The 20,171-nt window shown below is 69.7% G+C and carries 16 protein-coding genes; 5 read left to right on the plus strand and 11 right to left on the minus strand.

Annotated elements, in window-relative coordinates; translation table 11 throughout:
- Nucleotides 1-16 precede the first annotated feature (16 nt).
- The 3 genes from ACZ4O3_RS16125 to ACZ4O3_RS16135 form a co-directional block, all read right to left on the minus strand.
- Nucleotides 17-1,123: an amidohydrolase family protein gene (locus tag ACZ4O3_RS16125; RefSeq protein ID WP_467722580.1), complete on the minus strand. Its 1,107-nt coding sequence runs from the start codon at nucleotides 1,121-1,123 to the stop codon at nucleotides 17-19.
- A 173-nt stretch (nucleotides 1,124-1,296) separates the two neighbouring features.
- Nucleotides 1,297-1,635 (minus strand): hypothetical protein, encoded by a 339-nt coding sequence (locus ACZ4O3_RS16130; RefSeq protein ID WP_467722582.1) that lies wholly within the window; start codon nucleotides 1,633-1,635, stop codon nucleotides 1,297-1,299.
- Nucleotides 1,636-1,693: 58 nt separating this feature from the next.
- Nucleotides 1,694-2,647: a heme o synthase gene (locus ACZ4O3_RS16135; protein ID WP_467722844.1), complete on the minus strand. Its 954-nt coding sequence runs from the start codon at nucleotides 2,645-2,647 to the stop codon at nucleotides 1,694-1,696.
- Between the two features lie 379 nt (nucleotides 2,648-3,026).
- Between ACZ4O3_RS16135 and tkt the strand changes: the two genes are divergently transcribed.
- The 5 genes from tkt to pgl are packed head-to-tail and all read left to right on the plus strand — an operon-like array spanning nucleotide 3,027 to nucleotide 9,691.
- Nucleotides 3,027-5,114, plus strand: coding sequence for a transketolase (tkt, locus tag ACZ4O3_RS16140; protein WP_467722584.1), 2,088 nt, complete (start codon nucleotides 3,027-3,029; stop codon nucleotides 5,112-5,114).
- A 33-nt stretch (nucleotides 5,115-5,147) separates the two neighbouring features.
- Entirely contained in the window at nucleotides 5,148-6,266 is a 1,119-nt protein-coding gene (gene tal / locus ACZ4O3_RS16145; protein WP_362720268.1) for a transaldolase, read from the plus strand.
- A 1-nt stretch (nucleotide 6,267) separates the two neighbouring features.
- A complete protein-coding gene (zwf, locus tag ACZ4O3_RS16150; protein WP_384988081.1) occupies nucleotides 6,268-7,791 on the plus strand; it encodes a glucose-6-phosphate dehydrogenase in 1,524 nt (507 codons plus the stop codon).
- Nucleotides 7,788-8,912 (plus strand): glucose-6-phosphate dehydrogenase assembly protein OpcA, encoded by a 1,125-nt coding sequence (gene opcA, locus ACZ4O3_RS16155; RefSeq protein ID WP_362720273.1) that lies wholly within the window; start codon nucleotides 7,788-7,790, stop codon nucleotides 8,910-8,912. Before zwf ends, opcA begins: the two co-directional genes overlap by 4 nt.
- Entirely contained in the window at nucleotides 8,909-9,691 is a 783-nt protein-coding gene (gene pgl / locus ACZ4O3_RS16160; RefSeq protein ID WP_467722587.1) for a 6-phosphogluconolactonase, read from the plus strand. Before opcA ends, pgl begins: the two co-directional genes overlap by 4 nt.
- Before the next feature lie 78 nt (nucleotides 9,692-9,769).
- On the opposite strand, the gene pgi is transcribed toward pgl, so the two are convergent.
- The 8 genes from pgi to ACZ4O3_RS16200 all read right to left on the minus strand — a co-directional run bounded on the left by pgi (nucleotide 9,770) and on the right by ACZ4O3_RS16200 (nucleotide 20,152).
- On the minus strand, nucleotides 9,770-11,422 hold the full coding sequence (gene pgi / locus ACZ4O3_RS16165) for a glucose-6-phosphate isomerase (protein WP_467722588.1): 1,653 nt from the start codon (nucleotides 11,420-11,422) through the stop codon (nucleotides 9,770-9,772).
- Between the two features lie 72 nt (nucleotides 11,423-11,494).
- Nucleotides 11,495-12,754, minus strand: a complete 1,260-nt coding sequence (locus ACZ4O3_RS16170; RefSeq protein ID WP_467722590.1) for an MFS transporter — start codon at nucleotides 12,752-12,754, stop codon at nucleotides 11,495-11,497.
- Between the two features lie 121 nt (nucleotides 12,755-12,875).
- Nucleotides 12,876-13,211 carry an RNA polymerase-binding protein RbpA gene (locus ACZ4O3_RS16175; protein WP_003976875.1) on the minus strand — a complete coding sequence of 112 codons (336 nt, stop codon included), beginning with the start codon at nucleotides 13,209-13,211 and terminating at the stop codon, nucleotides 12,876-12,878.
- 210 nt (nucleotides 13,212-13,421) lie between these two features.
- On the minus strand, nucleotides 13,422-13,658 hold the full coding sequence (secG, locus tag ACZ4O3_RS16180) for a preprotein translocase subunit SecG (RefSeq protein ID WP_351694907.1): 237 nt from the start codon (nucleotides 13,656-13,658) through the stop codon (nucleotides 13,422-13,424).
- A 94-nt stretch (nucleotides 13,659-13,752) separates the two neighbouring features.
- A complete protein-coding gene (gene tpiA / locus ACZ4O3_RS16185) occupies nucleotides 13,753-14,508 on the minus strand; it encodes a triose-phosphate isomerase (protein ID WP_362722272.1) in 756 nt (251 codons plus the stop codon).
- A gap of 41 nt (nucleotides 14,509-14,549) precedes the next feature.
- The gene (locus ACZ4O3_RS16190; RefSeq protein WP_362722266.1) at nucleotides 14,550-15,761 is read right to left on the minus strand and encodes a phosphoglycerate kinase; all 1,212 of its coding nucleotides are present in this window, start codon (nucleotides 15,759-15,761) and stop codon (nucleotides 14,550-14,552) included.
- 151 nt (nucleotides 15,762-15,912) lie between these two features.
- On the minus strand, nucleotides 15,913-16,923 hold the full coding sequence (gap, locus tag ACZ4O3_RS16195) for a type I glyceraldehyde-3-phosphate dehydrogenase (protein ID WP_467722592.1): 1,011 nt from the start codon (nucleotides 16,921-16,923) through the stop codon (nucleotides 15,913-15,915).
- A gap of 274 nt (nucleotides 16,924-17,197) precedes the next feature.
- Nucleotides 17,198-20,152: a M14 family metallopeptidase gene (locus ACZ4O3_RS16200; protein WP_467722593.1), complete on the minus strand. Its 2,955-nt coding sequence runs from the start codon at nucleotides 20,150-20,152 to the stop codon at nucleotides 17,198-17,200.
- Between the last annotated feature and the right edge of the window lie 19 nt (nucleotides 20,153-20,171).

Genomic DNA, 20,171 nt, shown 5'->3' on the forward strand with positions numbered 1-20,171 from the left:
GCTCAGTCTGTACAGGTCACTCCAGCCCGTACACCCGTCTCGCGTTGCCCGCCGCGATCAGCTTGGCCACGCGCTGCGCGTCGCCCAGTGACCAGGCGCCCTCGGCGACCCAGCCGCCGAGCACCCGGGCGAGGGAATCGCGGAAGAGGCGGGCGCCGACGACGTGCAGTTCGGGCAGGCCGTGGGCGCCGCTGGAGAAGAGGATCTTGCCGAAGGGGGCCAGTTCCAGGATCTCGGCGAGGATCGTCGCGGCCCGGGCGCCGGTGCGCACCAGGGCCGCGCCCGAGTCGGCGTACACGTGCGGGAAGACGCCGGCCAGGTGGGCGGCGTGCCGGTGGTAGGGATAGCCGTGCAGCAGGACCAGGTCGGTGCCCAGGCCGGCGGTGGCCCGGACGAAGTCGGTCAGCAGGACGGGGTCGGTACGGTCGATCCGGGCGCCGGGCTCGCCGAGGCCCGCGTGCAGCTGGAGCGGGAGACCGGAGGCCACGGCGATCCACAGGAGGTGCCGCAGCACGACCGGGTCGGTCAGCTCGCCGCCGACCCGGCGGCCCGCCAGCCAGCGGCCCGCGGCGCCTCTCACCTCACCGGGTCCGGGCGGCTCGGGGGCCAGGGCGAGGCCGTGCCGCAGTCCGGCGACCGAGGTGAAGGCCACCGCGTTCGCCGCCGCGCCGTGCACCGACTCGGCGAGGTTGGCGAGGAACGACTCGACGGTGCCGGAGGTGTCGGCGACCTGTTCGGCCAGGAGCTCCAGGCGGACGATCTCCCGGGCCTCGGCGGCCCCGGTGGAGGCCATCTCGGCGGTGCCGGTGAGGTCGCCGGGAAGGCCGGTGTCGACGAGGTAGGTGGTGATGCCGGTGCCGCGCAGCAGCCGGCGGGCCGCCTCCAGCACGCCGAGTTCACGGCGTCGGGCCAGGTAGCGGGCGGGCGGGCAGTGCGGCTCCAGGCCGAGGAGCGGGGGGCACCAGCGTCGTACCGCGAAACCGGTCTGGGTGTCGAAGAGGGTGGTGCCGGGGGCCGGAGGGCCTTCGGTGCGGGCGAGCTGGGCCTCGAAGGTGCCCAGGCCCAGCTCGGTGCGGAGCACTCCGTGGCAGTACTGGTCCACCAAGGACGGCGTCTCGATCATCCGGGCTCCCCCGTGGACGGCTACTTGACCGTCTTAACGGGTGAACAGGACTGAGGTCGCGGTCGGAAGTGGGTGGTACCGGTTGCACGGCGGCCGGGGACCACGTGCGGCTGGTCGCGCCCGCGCGGCGGAGCCGCATGTCGACACAGCCCCGCGCCCCCGAAAACAGCCGGTCAGCCGCCGATCTGGATACCGGCCATGCGCTTCCACTCGTACGGGCCCGTCGTCACCTTCGCCGCGAACTCGCCGTCGAAGGACTCGTGGACGGTGATGCCGGCCTTCTCGACCGCCTGCCGGGCGATCTCGGTGCTCGGGGCCACCAGGTCGCCCCAGCCGCCGTCCTCGCCGACGAGGACGATGCGGGCGCCGCGTTCGCCGATGTGGGCCACCTGGCCCTCGGCACCGCCGTGGGCCTTGGCGAAGCCGCCGATCTGCCTGGCGAGGCGCGCGACCCTGCGCTCGGCCCTCTGGTCCGCCTTCTGGTCCGCCTCAACCTGCTGCGTGTCTGCCATGGACAGGATGCTACTCACGAGTAGATCGACTGGCGAGGGCAGGGCCGTGTGACCTGTGTCAGCGCAGGAAGGGGTCGACCGCCACCGCCACGAACAGCAGCGACACGTAGGTGATGGACCAGTGGAACAGGCGCATCTCCTTGAGCTTGCCGCCCGTCACCTCGGACTTCGCGCGGTTCTGGAGCGCGTGCGCCTCCCAGAGCCACCAGCCGCCCGCGGACAGCGCGACCGCCGTGTAGAACCAGCCCGTGTAGCCGAGCGGCGTCAGCAGCAGCGAGACCACGACCATCACCCAGCTGTAGATGACGATCTGCTTGGCGACCACCTTGTTGGAGGCGATGACCGGGAGCATGGGCACGCCCACGCGCGCGTAGTCGTCCTTCACCTTCATGGACAGCGGCCAGTAGTGCGGCGGCGTCCAGAAGAAGATGACCAGGAAGAGGATGAGCGGCGCCCAGGAGAGCGAGTCCGTCACCGCCGACCAGCCGATCAGTACCGGCATGCAGCCGGCGATGCCGCCCCACACGATGTTCTGCGAGGTACGGCGCTTGAGGATCATCGTATAGACGACGACGTAGAAGAGGAGCGCTCCGAGTGACAGCCAGGCGCTCAGCCAGTTGACGGTGAAACCGAACAACAGGGTGGAGACGACTGCCAGGGTGACACCGAAGGCGAGGCACTCGCGCGGGCTGACCATGCCGGTCACCAGGGGCCGCTGCGAGGTGCGGTCCATCAGCGCGTCGATGTCCCGGTCGATGTACATGTTGAGCGCGTTGGCGCCGCCCGCGGAGAGATAACCGCCGACGCAGGTGAGCAGGACCAGCATCATGTCCGGCACGCCGCGCTGCGCCAGGAACATCACCGGAACGGTGGTGATGAGCAGCAGCTCGATGATCCGTGGCTTGGTCAGCGCCACGAAAGCTTTGACACGGGCCCCGATCGGCCGGTGACTCGGGCTCTCGCTCGCACCGAGTACCCCCGCTGGACGGGATTCGACGGCCGTCACGCACACCCCTGACAGAGACATCCCAGCAAGCCTCCCCGTGTGAAGTCCCGGTAAAGGCTCGCGCGTACCACGCCACTTTAGACGTTGCCCATACCCCGGCCTTCGCGGGGGTGGGGTCGTGTTGGCGCACGACTCGGGAGAGCCGTGGGGCAGCTCGGTTGAGCAGTCAGATGAGCGGCTCCGTATTCATGTGCCGAACGCCTTCCCGGCCAGTCGGGAGGCGGATCCCCGCAAGGCCCGGCAGTCTGGAAACACTCGAAAAAACGCACGTCCTTACGGGGGTAGGCTCGACAGCGGCCGGTGGGCACCCAGTGCACCGGCAGCCGGTGCGGGCACGTGCCCGTGGACCGGTAACCGAACATGTGGAGAGGAGCCCTGACCCAGGGTGAGCACCAAGCCGACCACCACAGACCTCGACTGGACCGAGTTGGACCAGCGGGCCGTCGACACCGCCCGCGTCCTGGCCGCCGACGCCGTACAGAAGGTCGGCAACGGCCATCCGGGTACGGCGATGAGCCTGGCGCCGGCCGCGTACACCCTCTTCCAGAAGGTGATGCGGCACGACCCGTCCGATCCCGACTGGGTGGGCCGCGACCGCTTCGTGCTGTCCGCCGGTCACTCGTCGCTGACCCTCTACACACAGCTCTACCTGGCCGGCTTCGGCCTGGAGCTGGAGGACCTGGAGTCCTTCCGCACCTGGGGCTCGAAGACCCCGGGCCACCCGGAGTACGGCCACACCAAGGGCGTGGAGACCACCACCGGCCCGCTCGGCCAGGGTGTCGCCAACGCGGTGGGCATGGCCATGGCCGCCCGCTACGAGCGCGGCCTGTTCGACCCGGACGCGCCGCAGGGCGAGTCCCCCTTCGACCACTTCATCTACTGCATCGCCGGTGACGGCTGCCTCCAGGAGGGCATCTCCGCCGAGGCGTCCTCGATGGCCGGCCACCAGAAGCTCGGCAATCTGGTCCTGCTGTGGGACGACAACCACATCTCGATCGAGGGCGACACCGAGACGGCCGTCTCCGAGGACACCGTCAAGCGCTTCGAGGCCTACGGCTGGCACGTCCAGCGCGTCGCCCCGCAGCCAAACGGTGACCTGGACCCGCACGCCCTCTACAACGCGATCGAAGCCGCGAAGAAGGTGACGGACAAGCCGTCCTTCATCGCGATGCGCTCGATCATCGCCTGGCCGGCCCCGCACGCCCAGAACACCGAGGCCGCCCACGGCTCGGCGCTCGGCGAGGACGAGGTCGCGGCCACCAAGCGTGTCCTCGGCTTCGACCCGGAGAAGCACTTCGACGTCGCCGAGGAGGTCATCGCCCACACCCGGCAGGCCGGCGAGCGCGGTGCCGCGGCGAAGGCCGAGTGGGAGAAGGCGTTCCAGGTGTGGCGCGACGGCAACGCCGAGCGGGCCGCCGACTTCGACCGCATCGCCGCGGGCGAGCTGCCCAAGGGCTGGGAGGAGAAGATCCCGGTCTTCGAGCCCGGCAAGGGCGTCGCCACCCGCGCCGCCTCCGGCAAGGTGCTCCAGGCGCTGGGCGCGGTCATCCCCGAGCTGTGGGGCGGCTCCGCCGACCTCGCCGGGTCGAACAACACGACCATCGACAAGGACAGCTCGTTCCTGCCGGCGGACAACCCGCTGCCGGGCGCGAACCCCTATGGCCGCACCATCCACTTCGGTATCCGCGAGCACTCCATGGCCGCGGAGATGAACGGCATCACCCTGCACGGCAACACCCGTGTCTACGGCGGTACGTTCCTCGTCTTCTCCGACTACATGCGCAACTCCGTACGGCTGTCGGCGCTGATGCACCTGCCGGTGACGTACGTGTGGACCCACGACTCCATCGGTCTCGGCGAGGACGGCCCCACCCACCAGCCGGTCGAGCACCTCGCCTCGCTGCGCGCCATCCCCGGCCTGAACGTGGTCCGCCCGGCGGACGCCAACGAGACCGCGATCGCCTGGCGCGAGATCCTCAGGCGCTACACCAAGGTCTTCGGCAAGGGCGCTCCGCACGGTCTGGCGCTGACCCGCCAGGGCGTGCCGGTGTACGAGTCCAACGAGGACACGGTCAAGGGCGGTTACGTCCTCTTCGAGGCGTCGAACGGCGCCCCCGAGGTCATCCTGATCGCCACCGGCTCCGAGGTGCACGTCGCCGTCGAGGCGCGCGAGCAGCTGGAGGCCGACGGCGTACCCACCCGGGTCGTCTCCATGCCCTGCGTGGAGTGGTTCGAGGAGCAGGACCAGGGGTACCGGGACAGCGTCCTGCCGCCGTCCGTCCGGGCGCGGGTGTCGGTCGAGGCGGGCATCGGCCTCACCTGGCACAAGTACGTCGGGGACGCCGGCCGCATCGTTTCCCTGGAGCACTTCGGTGCTTCCGCGGACGGCAAGGTGCTCTTCCGCGAGTTCGGCTTCACCGCCGAGAACGTGGCCGCCAAGGCCCGGGAATCCCTCGCCGTCGCCCAGCGCTGACGCTCATATACGACACGTAGGAGATGTAATTCCATGACAGACGCACTCAAGCGCCTCTCCGAAGAAGGCGTCGCGATCTGGCTGGACGACCTGTCGCGCAAGCGGATCACGTCCGGCAATCTCGCCGAGCTGATCGACCAGCAGCACGTCGTGGGCGTCACCACCAACCCGACGATCTTCCAGAAGGCGATCTCTTCCGGTGACGGCTACGAGCAGCAGGTCTCGGACCTCGCCGCCCGCAAGGTCACCGTCGAAGAGGCGATCCGCATGATCACCACGGCGGACGTCCGCGACGCCGCCGACATCCTGCGCCCGGTCTTCGACGCGACCGACGGCCAGGACGGCCGGGTGTCCATCGAGGTGGACCCCCGCCTGGCGCACAACACCAAGGCGACGGTCGCCGAGGCCAGGCAGCTGGCCTGGCTGGTGGACCGCCCCAACACGCTCATCAAGATCCCGGCCACCAGGGCGGGCCTGCCGGCGATCACCGAGGTCATCGGCCTCGGCATCAGCGTCAACGTCACGCTGATCTTCTCGCTGGAGCGCTACCGCGAGGTCATGGACGCCTACCTCTCCGGCCTGGAGAAGGCCAAGGAGCGCGGCCTGGACCTCTCGCTCATCCGTTCGGTGGCGTCCTTCTTCGTGTCCCGGGTGGACACCGAGATCGACAAGCGCCTGAACGACCTGGGCACCGACGAGGCCAAGGCGCTGCGCGGCAAGTCCGCCGTCGCCAACGCCCGGCTCGCGTACCAGGCGTACGAGGAGGTCTTCTCGACCTCCCGCTGGGCCGCGCTGGAGAGCGCGGGCGCCCGCAAGCAGCGCCCGCTGTGGGCCTCCACCGGCGTCAAGGACCCGGCGTACAAGGACACCCTGTACGTCGACGACCTGGTCGCGCCGAACACGGTCAACACCATGCCGGAGGCCACCCTCCTCGCGGTCGAGGACCACGGCGGCATCACCGGCGACACGATCACCGGCACCTACGAGCAGGCCCGCGCCGACCTCGACGCCGTCGAGCGGCTGGGCATCTCGTACGACGACGTGGTCCAGGTTCTGGAGGACGAGGGCGTCGAGAAGTTCGAGGCCTCCTGGAACGACCTGCTCAAGTCGACCCAGGCGGAGCTGGAGCGCCTGGCCCCCTCGGAGGGCTAAATTGTCGAGCAGCAACCCGCTGCGTGACCCCGCAGACCGACGGCTCCCGCGTATCGCGGGACCGTCGGGTCTGGTGATCTTCGGCGTCACGGGCGACCTCTCCCGCAAGAAGCTCATGCCCGCGGTCTACGACCTCGCCAACCGTGGTCTGCTGCCGCCGGGCTTCTCCCTGGTCGGCTTCGCCCGCCGCGAGTGGGCCCACGAGGACTTCGCCGCCGAGGTCCACGACGCCGTCAAGGAACACGCCCGCACCCCGTTCCGCGAGGAGGTCTGGCAGCAGCTCATCCAGGGGATGCGCTTCGTCCAGGGCACCTTCGACGACGACGACGCCTTCGAGCGGCTCCGCTCCACCATCGAGGAGCTGGACAAGGCGCAGGGCACCGGCGGCAACTTCGCCTTCTACCTGTCCGTCCCGCCGCGCTCCTTCCCGGTGGTCATCCAGCAGCTGAAGAAGCACGGGCTCGCGGACCAGGGCGGCGGTTCCTGGCGGCGCGCGGTCATCGAGAAGCCCTTCGGCCACGACCTGAAGTCGGCCGAGGAGCTCAACAAGGTCGTGCACGAGGTGTTCGAACCGGACCAGGTGTTCCGGATCGACCACTACCTCGGCAAGGAGACCGTCCAGAACATCCTGGCACTGCGCTTCGCCAACACCATGTTCGAGCCGATCTGGAACCGGTCCTTCGTGGACCACGTCCAGATCACCATGGCCGAGGACATCGGCATCGGCGGCCGCGCCGGCTACTACGACGGCATCGGCGCCGCCCGTGACGTCATCCAGAACCACCTGCTCCAGCTGATGGCCCTGACCGCGATGGAGGAGCCCGCCTCCTTCGACGCGGACGCGCTGGCCGCCGAGAAGGAGAAGGTGCTCGGCGCGGTCCGGCTCCCCGACGACCTGGGCAAGCACACCGTGCGCGGCCAGTACGCGGCCGGCTGGCAGGGCGGCGAGAAGGTCATCGGGTACCTCGAAGAGGACGGCATCGACGGCAAGTCGAAGACCGACACCTACGCCGCCGTCAAGGTCGGGATCGACAACCGCCGCTGGGCGGGCGTCCCCTTCTACCTGCGCACCGGCAAGCGGCTCGGCCGCCGGGTCACCGAGATCGCGGTGGTCTTCCAGCGCGCCCCGCACTCCCCCTTCGACCACACGGCGACGGAGGAGCTGGGCCAGAACGCGATCGTCATCCGCGTCCAGCCCGACGAGGGCATCACGGTCCGCTTCGGCTCCAAGGTGCCGGGCACCTCGATGGAGATCCGGGACGTGTCGATGGACTTCGCCTACGGCGAGTCGTTCACCGAGTCGTCCCCGGAGGCCTACGAGCGGCTGATCCTGGACGTCCTGCTCGGCGACGCCAACCTCTTCCCGCGCACGGAGGAGGTCGAGCTGTCCTGGAAGATCCTCGACCCGATCGAGCAGTACTGGGACCAGCACGGCAGGCCCGCGCAGTACAAGTCGGGCACCTGGGGTCCCGTCGAGGCCGACGAGATGCTCGCACGAGACGGACGGAGCTGGCGCCGGCCATGAAGATAGACCTCACGGACACCACGGCCGGCAAGGTCAACAAGGCGCTGGTGCAGGGCCGCCGGGCCATCGGCACACCCGCCGTCGGCATGGTGCTCACCCTCGTCATCGTCACCGACGAGGAGAACGCGTACGACGCCCTCAAGGCCGCCGAGGAGGCCTCGCACGAGCACCCCTCGCGCACCCTGGTCGTCATCAAGCGCGTCTCCCGCTCCCCCCGCGACCGCACGGCGTCCCGTCTGGACGCCGAGGTGCGGGTGGGCGCGGACGCCGGCTCCGGCGAGACGGTGCTGCTGCGGCTGCACGGCGAGGTCGCCGACCACGCCGACTCGGTCGTGCTGCCGCTGATGCTGCCGGACGCGCCGGTCGTCGTGTGGTGGCCGGTCAACGCCCCGCTCGACCCGGCGAAGGACCCGCTGGGCGCCCTCGCCCAGCGCCGGGTCACCGACACCTACTCCTCCGAACAGCCGGTACGGGAGCTGTCCGCCCGCGCGGACAGCTACACCCCCGGCGACACGGACCTGTCCTGGACCCGGATCACGCCCTGGCGCTCGATGCTGGCGGCGGCCCTGGACCAGGTGGTCTGCGAGGTCAAGGCCGTCGAGGTGGAGGGCGAGGAGTTCAACCCGAGCTGTGAGCTGCTGGCGATGTGGCTCGCGGACCGGCTGGACGTCCCCGTCAAGCGCTCCCTCTCGTCGGGCCCGGGCCTGACCGCGGTCCGGATGGAGACCAGCGCGGGAGCGATCGCGCTGGACCGCGCGGACGGTGCCCTCGCCACCCTGTCCATCGACGGTCAGCCGGACCGGGCGGTGGCGCTGAAGCGGCGGGAGACGGCCGAGCTCATCGCGGAGGAACTACGGCGGCTCGACCCGGACGACACGTACGCGTCGGCGCTGCGCTTCGGTGTGGAGCGGTTGAACGCGTCGGCGTCGGCGGCCACGGAAGCGGCCCCCGAGGCGCCGGCGGCGTCGGCCGCGCAGGCGGCTCCGGCTCCGGAGCCGTCGGCCAAAGGAGAACCGGTCCCCGGCACGGCAGCAGCCCCCGAAGCCGCTGCCGAGGCTCCCACGACAGAAGCGGCGCCGCAGGAACGGCCGCCGCTGACGAAGAGGGCGAAGGCGACATGAGCACTCCCCAGCTGGTCGTGCATCACGACAAGGAGCTGATGGCGCAGGCCGCCGCGGCCCGCCTGATCACGAAGATCGTGGATGCCCAGGCCTCCCGGGGCGAGGCGTCCGTGGTCCTCACCGGCGGCCGCAACGGCAACGGCCTGCTCGCGGCTCTCGCGGCGGCTCCGGCCCGGGACGCCATCGACTGGAGTCGGCTCGACCTGTGGTGGGGCGACGAGCGGTTCCTGCCCGAGGGCGACCCCGAGCGCAATGACACCCAGGCCCGCGAGGCCCTGCTCGACCAGGTCCCGGTGGACCCGAAGCGCGTGCACGCCATGCCCGCGTCGGACGGCCCCTGGGGCACGGACGTGGACGCGGCGGCCGAGGCCTACGCGGCGGAGCTGGCCCGCGCGGCCGGCCCCGAGAACCATGGCGCGGTGCCCACCTTCGACGTCCTGATGCTGGGCGTCGGTCCGGACACGCACGTGGCCTCGCTCTTCCCGGAGCTGCCCGGCGTCCGGGAGACGGAACGCACGGTGGTGGGAGTCCACGGCTCCCCGAAGCCCCCGCCGACCCGCGTCTCCCTCACCCTCCCCGCCATCCGCTCGGCCCGCGAGGTCTGGCTGCTGGCGGCGGGCGAGGACAAGGCCGAGGCCGTCGCCATCGCCCTGTCGGGCGCGGGCGAGATCCAGGCCCCGGCAGCTGGCGCCCGGGGGCGCCAGCGCACCCTCTGGCTCCTGGACGCGGCAGCCGCCTCCCAGCTGCCACGGTCGCTGTATCCGCCGGCTTCGCCCTGAGAGCTCCTCGCGAAGAGCCCGTACGGTCCGTCGCGACCGTACGGGCTCTTGCGTTTTTGGGCTGTTCCGGACTACGGACTAACGCCCGCGCAGCTCCCGGTACTTGGCCACCAGAGCCGTCGTCGACGGGTCGAGGCCGGGCACCTCGGCGCCCTCCGTCAGCGCCGGTTCCACGCGCTTGGCGAGGACCTTGCCGAGCTCCACTCCCCACTGGTCGAAGGAGTCGATGTTCCAGACGGCGCCCTGGACGAACACCTTGTGCTCGTAGAGGGCGACGAGCTGGCCGAGGACCGACGGGGTCAGTTCACGGGCGAGGACGGTGGTCGTCGGGCGGTTGCCCTTGAAGGTCTTGTGCGGCACCAGTTCCTCGGGCACCCCCTCCGCGCGGACCTCCTCGGCGGTCTTGCCGAAGGCGAGCGCCTGCGTCTGGGCGAAGAAGTTCGCCATCAACAGGTCGTGCTGCGCCTTGAGTTCACCGCTGAGCTCGGCGACCGGCTCGGCGAAGCCGATGAAGTCCGCCGGGATCAGCTTGGTGCCCTGGTGGATCAACTGGTAGTAGGCGTGCTGCCCGTTGGTGCCGGGCGTGCCCCAGACGACCGGGCCGGTGGTCCACTCGACCTCCTTGCCGTCCCTCGCCACGTGCTTGCCGTTGGACTCCATGTCCAGCTGCTGGAGGTACGCGGTGAACTTCGACAGGTAGTGGCTGTACGGGAGCACCGCGTGCGTCTGGGCGTCGTGGAAGTTGTCGTACCAGATGCCCAGAAGCCCCAGCAGAAGCGGGACGTTGGACTCGGCGGGGGCGGTGCGGAAGTGCTCGTCGACCAGGTGGAAGCCGTCGAGCATCTCGCGGAAGCGGTCCGGGCCGATGGCGATCATCAGCGAGAGCCCGATCGCGGAGTCGTACGAGTAACGGCCGCCGACCCAGTCCCAGAACCCGAACATGTTCTCCGTGTCGATGCCGAACTCGGCGACCTTCTCGGAGTTGGTCGACAGGGCCACGAAGTGCTTGGCCACGGCGTCCTGGCCGGCCTTCAGCTCGCCGAGCAGCCAGTTGCGGGCCGAGGTCGCGTTGGTGATCGTCTCGATCGTCGTGAACGTCTTGGAGGCGATGATGAACAGCGTCTCCGCCGCGTCCAGGTCGCGGGTCGCCTCGTGCAGGTCGGCGCCGTCGACGTTGGACACGAAGCGGACCGTCAGGCCGCGGTCGGTGAAGCTGCGCAGCACCTCGTAGGCCATCGCGGGACCGAGGTCGGAACCGCCGATGCCGATGTTGACCACGTTCTTGATGCGTTTGCCGGTGTGGCCGGTCCAGGCACCGGAGCGGACCCGGTCGGCGAAACCGCTCATCTTGTCCAGGACCGCGTGCACCTGCGGTACGACGTTCTCGCCGTCGACCTCGATCACCGCGTCACGCGGGGCGCGCAGCGCCGTGTGCAGCACCGCGCGGTTCTCGGTCACGTTGATCTTCTCGCCGCGGAACATGGCGTCCCGCAGGCCGAAGACGTCGGTGGCGGCGGCCAGCTCGCGCAGCAGCCGCAGCGTCTCGTCGTTGACCAGGTGCTTCGAGTAGTCGATGTGGAGATCACCGACCTGGAGGGTGTAGCCCGTGCCGCGCGCCGGGTCGGCCGCGAACAGGTCTCGCAGATGGGTGTCGGCGAGCTCCTCCCGGTGCTTGGCGAGCGCGGTCCACTCGGGCGTCTGGTTGAGCCTGGTACGGCCGTCTGCGTTCATGTGCGACTTCAGCCTTCTTCCTTGCACCTGTCCTGTTGCGTCCCTGCCCCGCTGCCGTTCCAACCTAATTGATCAGCGTGGGACGCGGCCTGTCGTCGCGCCGTCCCGTGGCGCAACAACAGGTACGTCCGGCTTGCGCACGGGTATCAGCGAGGTGACGGCCAGAGCGAACAGGACAGCGGCGAGCAGCGCGGGCCCGTTCAGGCCGTACGCCCCGGCGACCACTCCGCCGAGGAGCGCGCCGAGCGGCGCGCCGGACGTGGAACAGGTACGGAAGGCGGCGGCGATCCGGCCGGTCATCGACTCGGGGGCGCGTTGCTGCATCAGCGTGACCTGGTTGACGTTCCACACCATGTTCATCGCGCCGAGCAGCAGCATGCCGGCCACCAGCGCACCGAGATGCCGGACCGTGCCCATGAGCAGCAGCGACGACGCCTGGACGGTCCCGGCGGCCAGCAGGGCCCGCACCCGGCCGGTGCGGCGGGCGATGCGCTGGGCGAGGAGGCCGCCGGTGATACTGCCCGCCGAGTAGGCGGTCATGGCCGCGGCGTATCCCGCCGTACCGGCGTGCAGCCAGCGCGTGACGTGCAGCACCAGGGTGGCGATCAGGGCGCCCATGCCGATGTTGCAGAGCAGGGTGGCGACGCAGGTGGCGCGCAGGGCGCGGTCCTGCCACAGGGCGCGCAGGCCCTCGCCGATCTCGGTGCGCAGGGTGCTGCCGGCCGGGCGTGGCGCCCGCTCCGGCGGCGGTGTCCGCAGGGAGGCGACCAGGAGGGCGGCCGCCAGGTAGGTGGTCGAGTCGGCGGCGAAGGGCAGGAACGCACCGCCGGCCAGGAGCAGCGGAACCAGCGGGGCGCCGAGCAGACCGCCCGCGATCTGCTGTCCGGTCATCAGCCGGGCGTTGGCCCCGCCCAGGGTCCGCCGGTCGACCAGGGAGGGCAGCAGGGCCGTGGAGGCGTTGTCGAAGAGCGTCTGGAGCGTGGTCAGTGCGAAGGCGAGCAGGAGCAGCAACGGGACCGAGGCGTGGCCAAGTCCCACGGCGAGCGCGAAGGAGGCGACCAGCAGCCCTCGTACGGTGTCGACGGCCCACATCGCGCGCCGCTGGTCGACCCGGTCCGCGACGGCGCCGCCGAGCAACCCGAACAGCAGCCACGGCACATAGCCACAGGCGGTCACCGACGCGACGGCGAGGGGGTCGTCGGTCAGGCGCGCGGCCAGCAGGGGCAGCGCGGACGTCCGTAACGCGTCCCCGAACCGGGAGACCACGGCGGCCGTCCACAGCCGTCCGAATCCCCCGCGCCACGCGGGCGCCCACTCCTCCGCCGTCATCATCGCCCCCCTTCACGATTCGCCGATGTGCAAACCGTAGAGGACACCACTGACAACGGTCCGGTGCCCGGCCGCGAAGGCCACTCCGGCCAGGCACCCTCGGGCACCCGGCCGGTCTCAACTCCTAGATCTCGCCCCGCAGTTTGGCGAGCGCCTCGGCGAGGATCGCCTCGCCGTCCGCGTCGCTGCGCCGCTCCCGCACATACGCGAGGTGCGTCTTGTACGGCTCGGTGCGCGGCGGGTCCGGCGGGTTGTCCCGGTCCTGACCGGCCGGGAAGCCACAGCGCGGACAGTCCCAGGTCTCGGGCACCTGCGCGTCGCTGGCGAAGCTCGGCTGCGTCTCGTGCCCGTTGGAGCACCAGAAGGAGATGCGCAGACGCGGCGCGGACTCGCCGCGCTCGGCCTCGCCCATCGGCCCCGCCCCGACCCGGCTACCTCGGATCGCGTTGCCACTTGCCACGGTCGTAACTCCCTGCGTGATGGTGCCGCGAAGCGAGTCGGCGTGTCGCTTCGTTGCGAGCGCCTCAGTCTACGTAAGGCCCAACGCGCGTCCAGTGTTGGGAGTTACCGTCCCCGCACCTAGACGCAAGCCCCATGATAGGCCGCGCTCAGGTGCGCGTACCGAACATGGGGCCTTACGTGCGGATTGTGCGTGTGTGCGAGTCGCGGATCAGCTGTTCGTCTTCATCAGCATGCCAAGGACGATGATGCACGCGAACCACAGCAGACCGACCACCACGGTGATCCGGTCCAGGTTCCGCTCGGCGACCGAGGAGCCGCCGACGGAGGACTGCATGCCGCCACCGAACATGTCGGAGAGACCGCCGCCCTTGCCCTTGTGCATCAGCACCAGCAGCATCATCAGCAGGCTGAAGACGATCAGGGCGATCGAGAACCCCAAAACCACGGCTGGACCAACTTCCTCGGATACGGATGGACTGCGGGGCACAGCTACAGAGCTGTGCCCCGCAAGGGTACGACGGATCCCGCTTACCGCATACTCACTGGTCGCGGAAGCGCACGATCTTGACGAACTCGTCGGCGTCCAGCGAGGCACCGCCCACCAGTGCACCGTCGATGTCGGCCTGCGCCATGATCTCGGCCACGTTGCCGGCCTTGACGGAGCCGCCGTACTGGATGCGGACCTGGTCGGCCAGCTCCTGGCCGTACAGCTCGGCGAGCTTGCCGCGAATCGCGGAGCACACCTCCTGGGCGTCCCCGGCGCCGCAGACCTTGCCGGTGCCGATGGCCCACACGGGCTCGTAGGCGATCACGACGGACTCGGCCTGCTCGGCCGGGACGTCCTTCAGACCGCCCTCGACCTGGGCGAGGGTGTGGGAGACGTGGTTGCCCGCCTCACGGACCTCCAGCTCCTCGCCGACGCACAGGATCGGGGTCAGACCGTGCTTGTAGGCGGTCTTGACCTTGGCGTTCACGACCTCGTCGGTCTCGGCGTGGTACTGCCGGCGCTCGGAGTGGCCGATGGCCACGTACGTGCACTTCAGCTTGGCCAGCATCGGCCCGGAGATCTCGCCGGTGTACGCGCCGGAGTCGTGCGCCGACAGGTCCTGGGCACCGTACTTGATCTTGAGCTTGTCGCCGTCGACCAGGGTCTGCACGGACCGCAGGTCGGTGAAGGGCGGCAGGACGGCGACCTCGACGGCCTCGTAGTCCTTGTCGGCCAGGGCGAAGGCGAGCTTCTGGACGTGCGCGATGGCCTCGAGGTGGTTGAGGTTCATCTTCCAGTTGCCCGCCATGATCGGCGTGCGCCCAGAAGAAATAGATTCAGCCATGTAGGTCAGTCCTCCAGTGCGGCGAGGCCGGGGAGCGTCTTGCCCTCGAGGTATTCGAGGGAGGCGCCGCCACCGGTCGAGATGTGTCCGAACGCGTTCTCGTCGAAGCCGAGGATGCGCACGGCGGCTGCGGAGTCACCGCCGCCGACGACGGTGAAGCCCTTGGACTCGACGAGAGCCTGGGCGACCGCCCGGGTGCCGGCGGCGTAGTCGGGGTGCTCGAAGACGCCCATGGGGCCGTTCCAGAAGACGGTGGCGGCGTCGGCGAGCTTCGAGGCGTACAGCCTGCCGGTCTCCGGGCCGATGTCCAGGCCCATCTGGCCGGCCGGCATGGCGTCCGCGGCGACCGTCTCGGGGTGGGACGGAGCCTTGCCCGACAGGTCCGGGAACTCGGGAGCCACCAGGGTGTCGACGGGCAGGACGATCTCCACGCCGGTCTTCTCGGCGCGCTCCAGGTACTCGGTGACGGTGGCGAGCTGGTCCTCCTGGAGGAGGGAGCTGCCGACCTCGTACCCCTTGGCCTTCAGGAAGGTGTAGACCATGCCGCCGCCGACCAGGATGCGGTCGGCCTTGCCGAGCAGTTCGTCGATGACGGCGAGCTTGTCGGAGACCTTGGCGCCGCCGAGCACCACCACGTACGGGCGCTGGACGTCCTCGGTGAGCTTCTTCAGGACGCCGACCTCGGTGGCGATCAGGTAGCCGGCGTAGTGCGGCAGCCGGGCCGGGAGGTCGTAGACGGAGGCGTGCTTGCGGTGCACGGCGCCGAAGCCGTCGCCGACGTAGACGTCCGCGAGGGCGGCCAGCTGGTCGGCGAACTCGCCGCGCTCGGTGTCGTCCTTCGAGGTCTCACCCGCGTTGAAGCGAAGGTTCTCGATGACGGCGACCTGGCCGGGCTGCAGGCCGTTCACCGCGTCGTGGGCGGCGGGGCCGACGGTGTCCTGGGCGAAGGCGACCGGGGCGCCGAGGAGTTCGGCGAGCCGCTCGGCGGCCTGGAGCAGGGAGAACTTGGGGTCCGGGGCACCCTTGGGGCGGCCCAGGTGGGAGGCGACGACCACCTTGGCGCCCGCGTCGGCCAGCGCCTTGACGGTGGGCAGGACGGCACGGATACGGCCGTCGTCGGTGATGAGGCCGTCGGACATCGGCACGTTGAGGTCGGCGCGGACGAAGACCCGCTTGCCGTCGACCCCTTCGGCGAGGAGTTCGTCGATCGTCTTCATGGGTTGGAAACTCCTACAGGAGGGCTCTTGGTCGTACGAGGGCTGATCGAACCGTAGACGCCGGATCGATCCTTACGTGCGTCAGGGCCCGGGCGGCGCGACCGTGCGCTGCCCGAGCCCTGCTACCGCATCGCGGTGCCTGCTTGGCCGATCAGAGCTGGTTGCCGACGAAGACCGTGAGGTCGACGAGGCGGTTGGAGTAGCCCCACTCGTTGTCGTACCAGCCGAGGATCTTCACCGTGTTGCCCTCCTGGACCATGGTCAGGGAGGAGTCGAAGGTGCAGGAGGCCGGGTCGCCGACGATGTCCGAGGAGACGATCTCGTCCTCGGTGTACGCCAGGTAGCCGCTCAGGTCGCCGTCCTCGGAGGCCTTCTTGAACGCGGCGTTGACCTCGTCCTTGGTGACCTCGCGCTGCAGCGTCACGACCAGGTCGGTGGCCGAGCCGGTCGGGACCGGGACGCGCATCGCGATGCCGTCGAGCTTGCCCTTGAGCTGCGGCAGGACCAGGGCGGTGGCCTTCGCGGCACCGGTGGTGGTCGGGATGATGTTCTCGGCGGCGGCACGCGCGCGACGCAGGTCCTTGTGCGGGAAGTCCAGGATCCGCTGGTCGTTCGTGTAGGCGTGCACCGTCGTCATCAGGCCCTTGACGATGCCGAAGCTCTCGTCGAGGACCTTCGCCATCGGCGCCACGCAGTTGGTGGTGCAGGAGGCGTTGGAGATGACGTGGTGGTTCGCCGGGTCGTACTTGTCCTGGTTGACGCCCATCACGATGGTGATGTCCTCGTCCTTGGCCGGAGCCGAGATGAGGACCTTCTTCGCCCCGCCCGCGATGTGCTTGGCGGCGTCTTCCTTCTTGGTGAAGATGCCGGTCGACTCGATGACGATGTCGACGCCCAGCTCGCCCCACGGGATGTCCGAGGGGTTGCGCTCGGACAGGACCTTGATGGTGTGGCCGTCGACCGTGATGGTGTCGGCGGTGTGCGAGACCTCGGCCTTGAGACGCCCAAGGATCGTGTCGTACTTGAGCAGGTGGGCGGTGGTCGCGGTGTCACCCAGGTCGTTGACAGCCACGATCTCGATGTCAGCACCCTGCTCCAGCAGCGCGCGGAAGTAGTTGCGACCAATACGGCCGAAGCCGTTGATGCCTACGCGGATCGTCACGAACCGATCTCCTCGTTGGTACGCCGGCCATGCGGTGCCGGCGAGCTGTATTTGGGATGTCCCCGACCACCCACGACCCTACCTCCCTGAGGCTCCCGAGGTGACATCCAGATGCCCCATACACGGCGAGGCGGTCCGTACCCGCCAGTAGGGGTACGGACCGTCCCGGAACGATGGTCGGATCACACCGTTTTGTCAGGGAATGCCGACCGCGTTTCAGCCCATTGTCACTCGTTCGTGAGCGGGTCGGCTCACATGTCGAATGCCGTCGGGGTCAGTTGTCGAGTGCCGTCAACGCCTTCTTCACCAAGGCGGCACGATCGGCGGCCGAGGTGACCTGTTCCAGGCCGAAACCGAGCAGCACGGTGCGGTCGGTGGTGACGGCTCCATAGGTCTTGAACAGGGCCCCGGTGCGCTCCCAGTCCTTCAGGACGGCCGGGCTGCCGGCGGGCGGTCCGCTGACGGTCCAGGGGCCGAGGGAGGTTTCGAAGCCCTCGGTCTCGGTGGCCGTGGAGCCGGTCAGGAGCGCGGCGTCGTCGACGAGGACGCCGTGTCCGCCGCTGCTCGGGTCGGTGATGTAGCCGATGGAGACCTGCACGGTCCGCCCGGCGTAGGCGCTCAGGTCGAACTTCACGGACTGCCAGCCGGCGGAGCTGCCGGTGAGGCTGTGCCAGGAGCCGGTGCTGCCGCTCGCGGTGCACCGGCCGTCCGCGATGGTCAGGTAGTGCTTGAGCCAGGGGTGCTCGGCGATCAGGAACCCGGCCCCGCACTCGCTCGGCACGGTGTCCTTGGTGGCACCGCCCGCCTCGGGCAGGGTCGTCCAGTCGTCGGCGCCCACGGTGTGCGCCTCGACCACCGCGTGGTCGTAGCCGGGCTCGGTGTCCCAGAGCAGCCGGGCGCTCAGGGCCGGCTGGTCGGCCGCGGTGACACCGGTGAGGTCGACGGTGCGGGTGAGGCGCTTGTAGGCGTCGTCGGTGTGGACCGCGGCGGCCATGTACGACCCCGAGTACGGCCCGTACGGGTTGACGGTCCCGGCGAACTGGCCCGCGCCCGCACTGGCGAACTGCGGGTAGGTGTCGGCGGAGAGCTCGTCGGAGGTGACCGCGTAGGTCCCGGCCCTGTCCAGCGGGTTGGCGGAGGTGCCGCTGAGGGCGCCGCCGGAGCCGTTCAGCGCGCCGGAGCCGGTGAAGCCGGTGGCGCCGGGGGTCGAGGTGCGGGAGTAGGCGCCCAGGTAGTACTGGCTGAAGTCGTTGGACGGGGTGCCGTCGCCGAGGTTCACGCTGCCGCCGGCCAGCTCGCCCGCCTCGATCAGCTTGCCGCCCTCGTTGAGGTAGGCGCGCAGCTGGAGCTGGGTGTCGTTGCCGGGGCCGCTCGTCCCCGAGTAGTGGACGACCGTCCTGAAGTGCTTCAGCACGCCGAGCGCGTCGGGCGCGCCCTGGGTGGCGACGTCCCAGACGACCGCCTTGTGTCCGGCCGCCTTCAGCGCGTCGACGTAGGTCTGCGCCTGGGTGGCCTTGGCGCCCTCCTCGGCGACCACCAGGGTGTCGGCCTTTTGCCGCTCGGCGACGGTGTAGGTGAAGTGCGCGCTGGAGACCCTCTTGCCGCTCTTCGTCTCCCCGGTGAACCACACCTCGACCTTGTCGCCCGGGTCGCCGTCCTTCACCTTGGCCCGGTACTCGTCGAAGTAGAGGTTGTCGTCACCGCCGTAGGTGTCGCCGCCCTTCCATGCCTTCAGCGTCCTGTCCACCGCGCGGCCGCCGTTGACGCGGTACCTGACCTCCTTGTCGCGGATCGCCTTGCGGACGACGACGGAGACCTCCTGGTCGGCGCCGCGCGAGTACGAGGTGGAGAACGCGGCCGGGGTGAAGTCCGCGGCGCTCAGACCGACCGAGGAGACCGGCTGGTCGGGGTGGGCGGCGGTCTCGGCGACGGAGAGTGCGAACGGGATGTTCTTCGCGAACTCGTCCTGGATCAGCGTCTCGTCGTCCGGGAAGTTGAACACCGACTGGCAGTCGGCGGCGTTCCAGGCGTCGTTCGGGTCGATGTCCGAGGCCGTCTGGCAGGTCGACATCTCGGGGGTGAACATCGCCATCCCGTTGACGTTCGACGCGTGGCCGTCCGCCTCTCCGTTGGTGGTGTACAGCTCCGAGGAGACCTGCGAGTGGTAGCCGGGGATCGCCGGGTTGTCCGGGGTGCCGGCCAGCGCCTTGTAGAGGACGTCGTCCGGGGTCGGGGTGGCCACCTGCCAGCCGACCCCGTAGAGGAGGAGTTCGGCGGCCGAGTGGTAGTTGATGCCGTACGTGAACCCGACCCGCTTCTCGAAGTTGTCCAGCGCCTTGGTCTCGGGCTCGGACTCGGGGCTCGCGCCGCGGTAGGTCTCACTGGTGGGGTTGGGCGACGAGCCCTCGTCGTCGTAGCCCCACTTGTAGCCGAAGTTGCGGTTGAGGTCGACGCCGTCCCCCGTGCTGATGACACCGTCGCCGTTGACGTCCCGCAGGTTCTTGCGCCACAGGCGGGTGTCGGAGTTCTGGAAGGTGTAGTCGTAACCGTCGGGGTTGGCGGACGGCACGAACCACAGCTCGGTCGAGTCGACGATCTTCTTGATGCGCTTGTCGGTGCCGTAGTTGTCCAGGTAGTAGTGCATCAGCCGGCGGGTCATCTCCGGCGTGATCCACTCGCGGGCGTGCTGGTTGGACACGTACAGCACGGCGGGCTTGGAACCGTCCTTGGAGCTCTTCGCGCCCTTGGTCAGTTTGAGCGCGAGGACGTCCTGGCCGGAGACCGTCTTGCCGATGGACTCGACCTTGGTGAGGCCGGGGTTGGCCTGCGCGGTCCGCAGGATCTCCTCCTTGAGCCCGCCGCTGCCGCTGTACGGGCGGAACACGCCCTGGGAGGCGTCCGCCACCCGCGTCTCCGCCTTGGCCGACAGCGTGTGCTCGGTGAGCTCGACGCCCTGCTTCTCCAGGGTCCGGGCCTGCCCGCCGGTGAGATAGAGCTCGACTTCGGTCTTGCCGGATCCGGTGACCTGGTCGCCGAGTTCATGGCCGTCCTGGCCGGCCTTGAGCAGCAGGGGAATCTGCTTCTTGGTGACGTCGGCGCGGAAGACCTTGACCTCGTCGGGGTCGGGCTTCGCCGAACCCCCGGTCTGCGCCTGCGCCATGGGTGCGAGTGCGGCTCCGCCGATCAGGAGCGCGCCGACAGCGAGGATCGATCTCGCTCTGTGTCTCATGAACCCCCCTAGCAGTGGT

It is taken from the genome of Streptomyces sp. NPDC026515 (assembly GCF_055567595.1).

Excerpts from the sequence above, each read along its gene's own strand:
- ACZ4O3_RS16125 (WP_467722580.1), bottom strand. The coding sequence starts at position 1,123 with ATGATCGAGACGCCGTCCTTGGTGGACCAGTACTGCCACGGAGTGCTC.
- ACZ4O3_RS16130 (WP_467722582.1), bottom strand. The coding sequence starts at position 1,635 with ATGGCAGACACGCAGCAGGTTGAGGCGGACCAGAAGGCGGACCAGAGG.
- tal (WP_362720268.1), top strand. The coding sequence starts at position 5,148 with ATGACAGACGCACTCAAGCGCCTCTCCGAAGAAGGCGTCGCGATCTGG.
- opcA (WP_362720273.1), top strand. The coding sequence starts at position 7,788 with ATGAAGATAGACCTCACGGACACCACGGCCGGCAAGGTCAACAAGGCG.
- pgl (WP_467722587.1), top strand. The coding sequence starts at position 8,909 with ATGAGCACTCCCCAGCTGGTCGTGCATCACGACAAGGAGCTGATGGCG.
- pgi (WP_467722588.1), bottom strand. The coding sequence starts at position 11,422 with ATGAACGCAGACGGCCGTACCAGGCTCAACCAGACGCCCGAGTGGACC.
- ACZ4O3_RS16170 (WP_467722590.1), bottom strand. The coding sequence starts at position 12,754 with ATGATGACGGCGGAGGAGTGGGCGCCCGCGTGGCGCGGGGGATTCGGA.
- tpiA (WP_362722272.1), bottom strand. The coding sequence starts at position 14,508 with ATGGCGGGCAACTGGAAGATGAACCTCAACCACCTCGAGGCCATCGCG.
- ACZ4O3_RS16190 (WP_362722266.1), bottom strand. The coding sequence starts at position 15,761 with ATGAAGACGATCGACGAACTCCTCGCCGAAGGGGTCGACGGCAAGCGG.
- ACZ4O3_RS16200 (WP_467722593.1), bottom strand. The coding sequence starts at position 20,152 with ATGAGACACAGAGCGAGATCGATCCTCGCTGTCGGCGCGCTCCTGATC.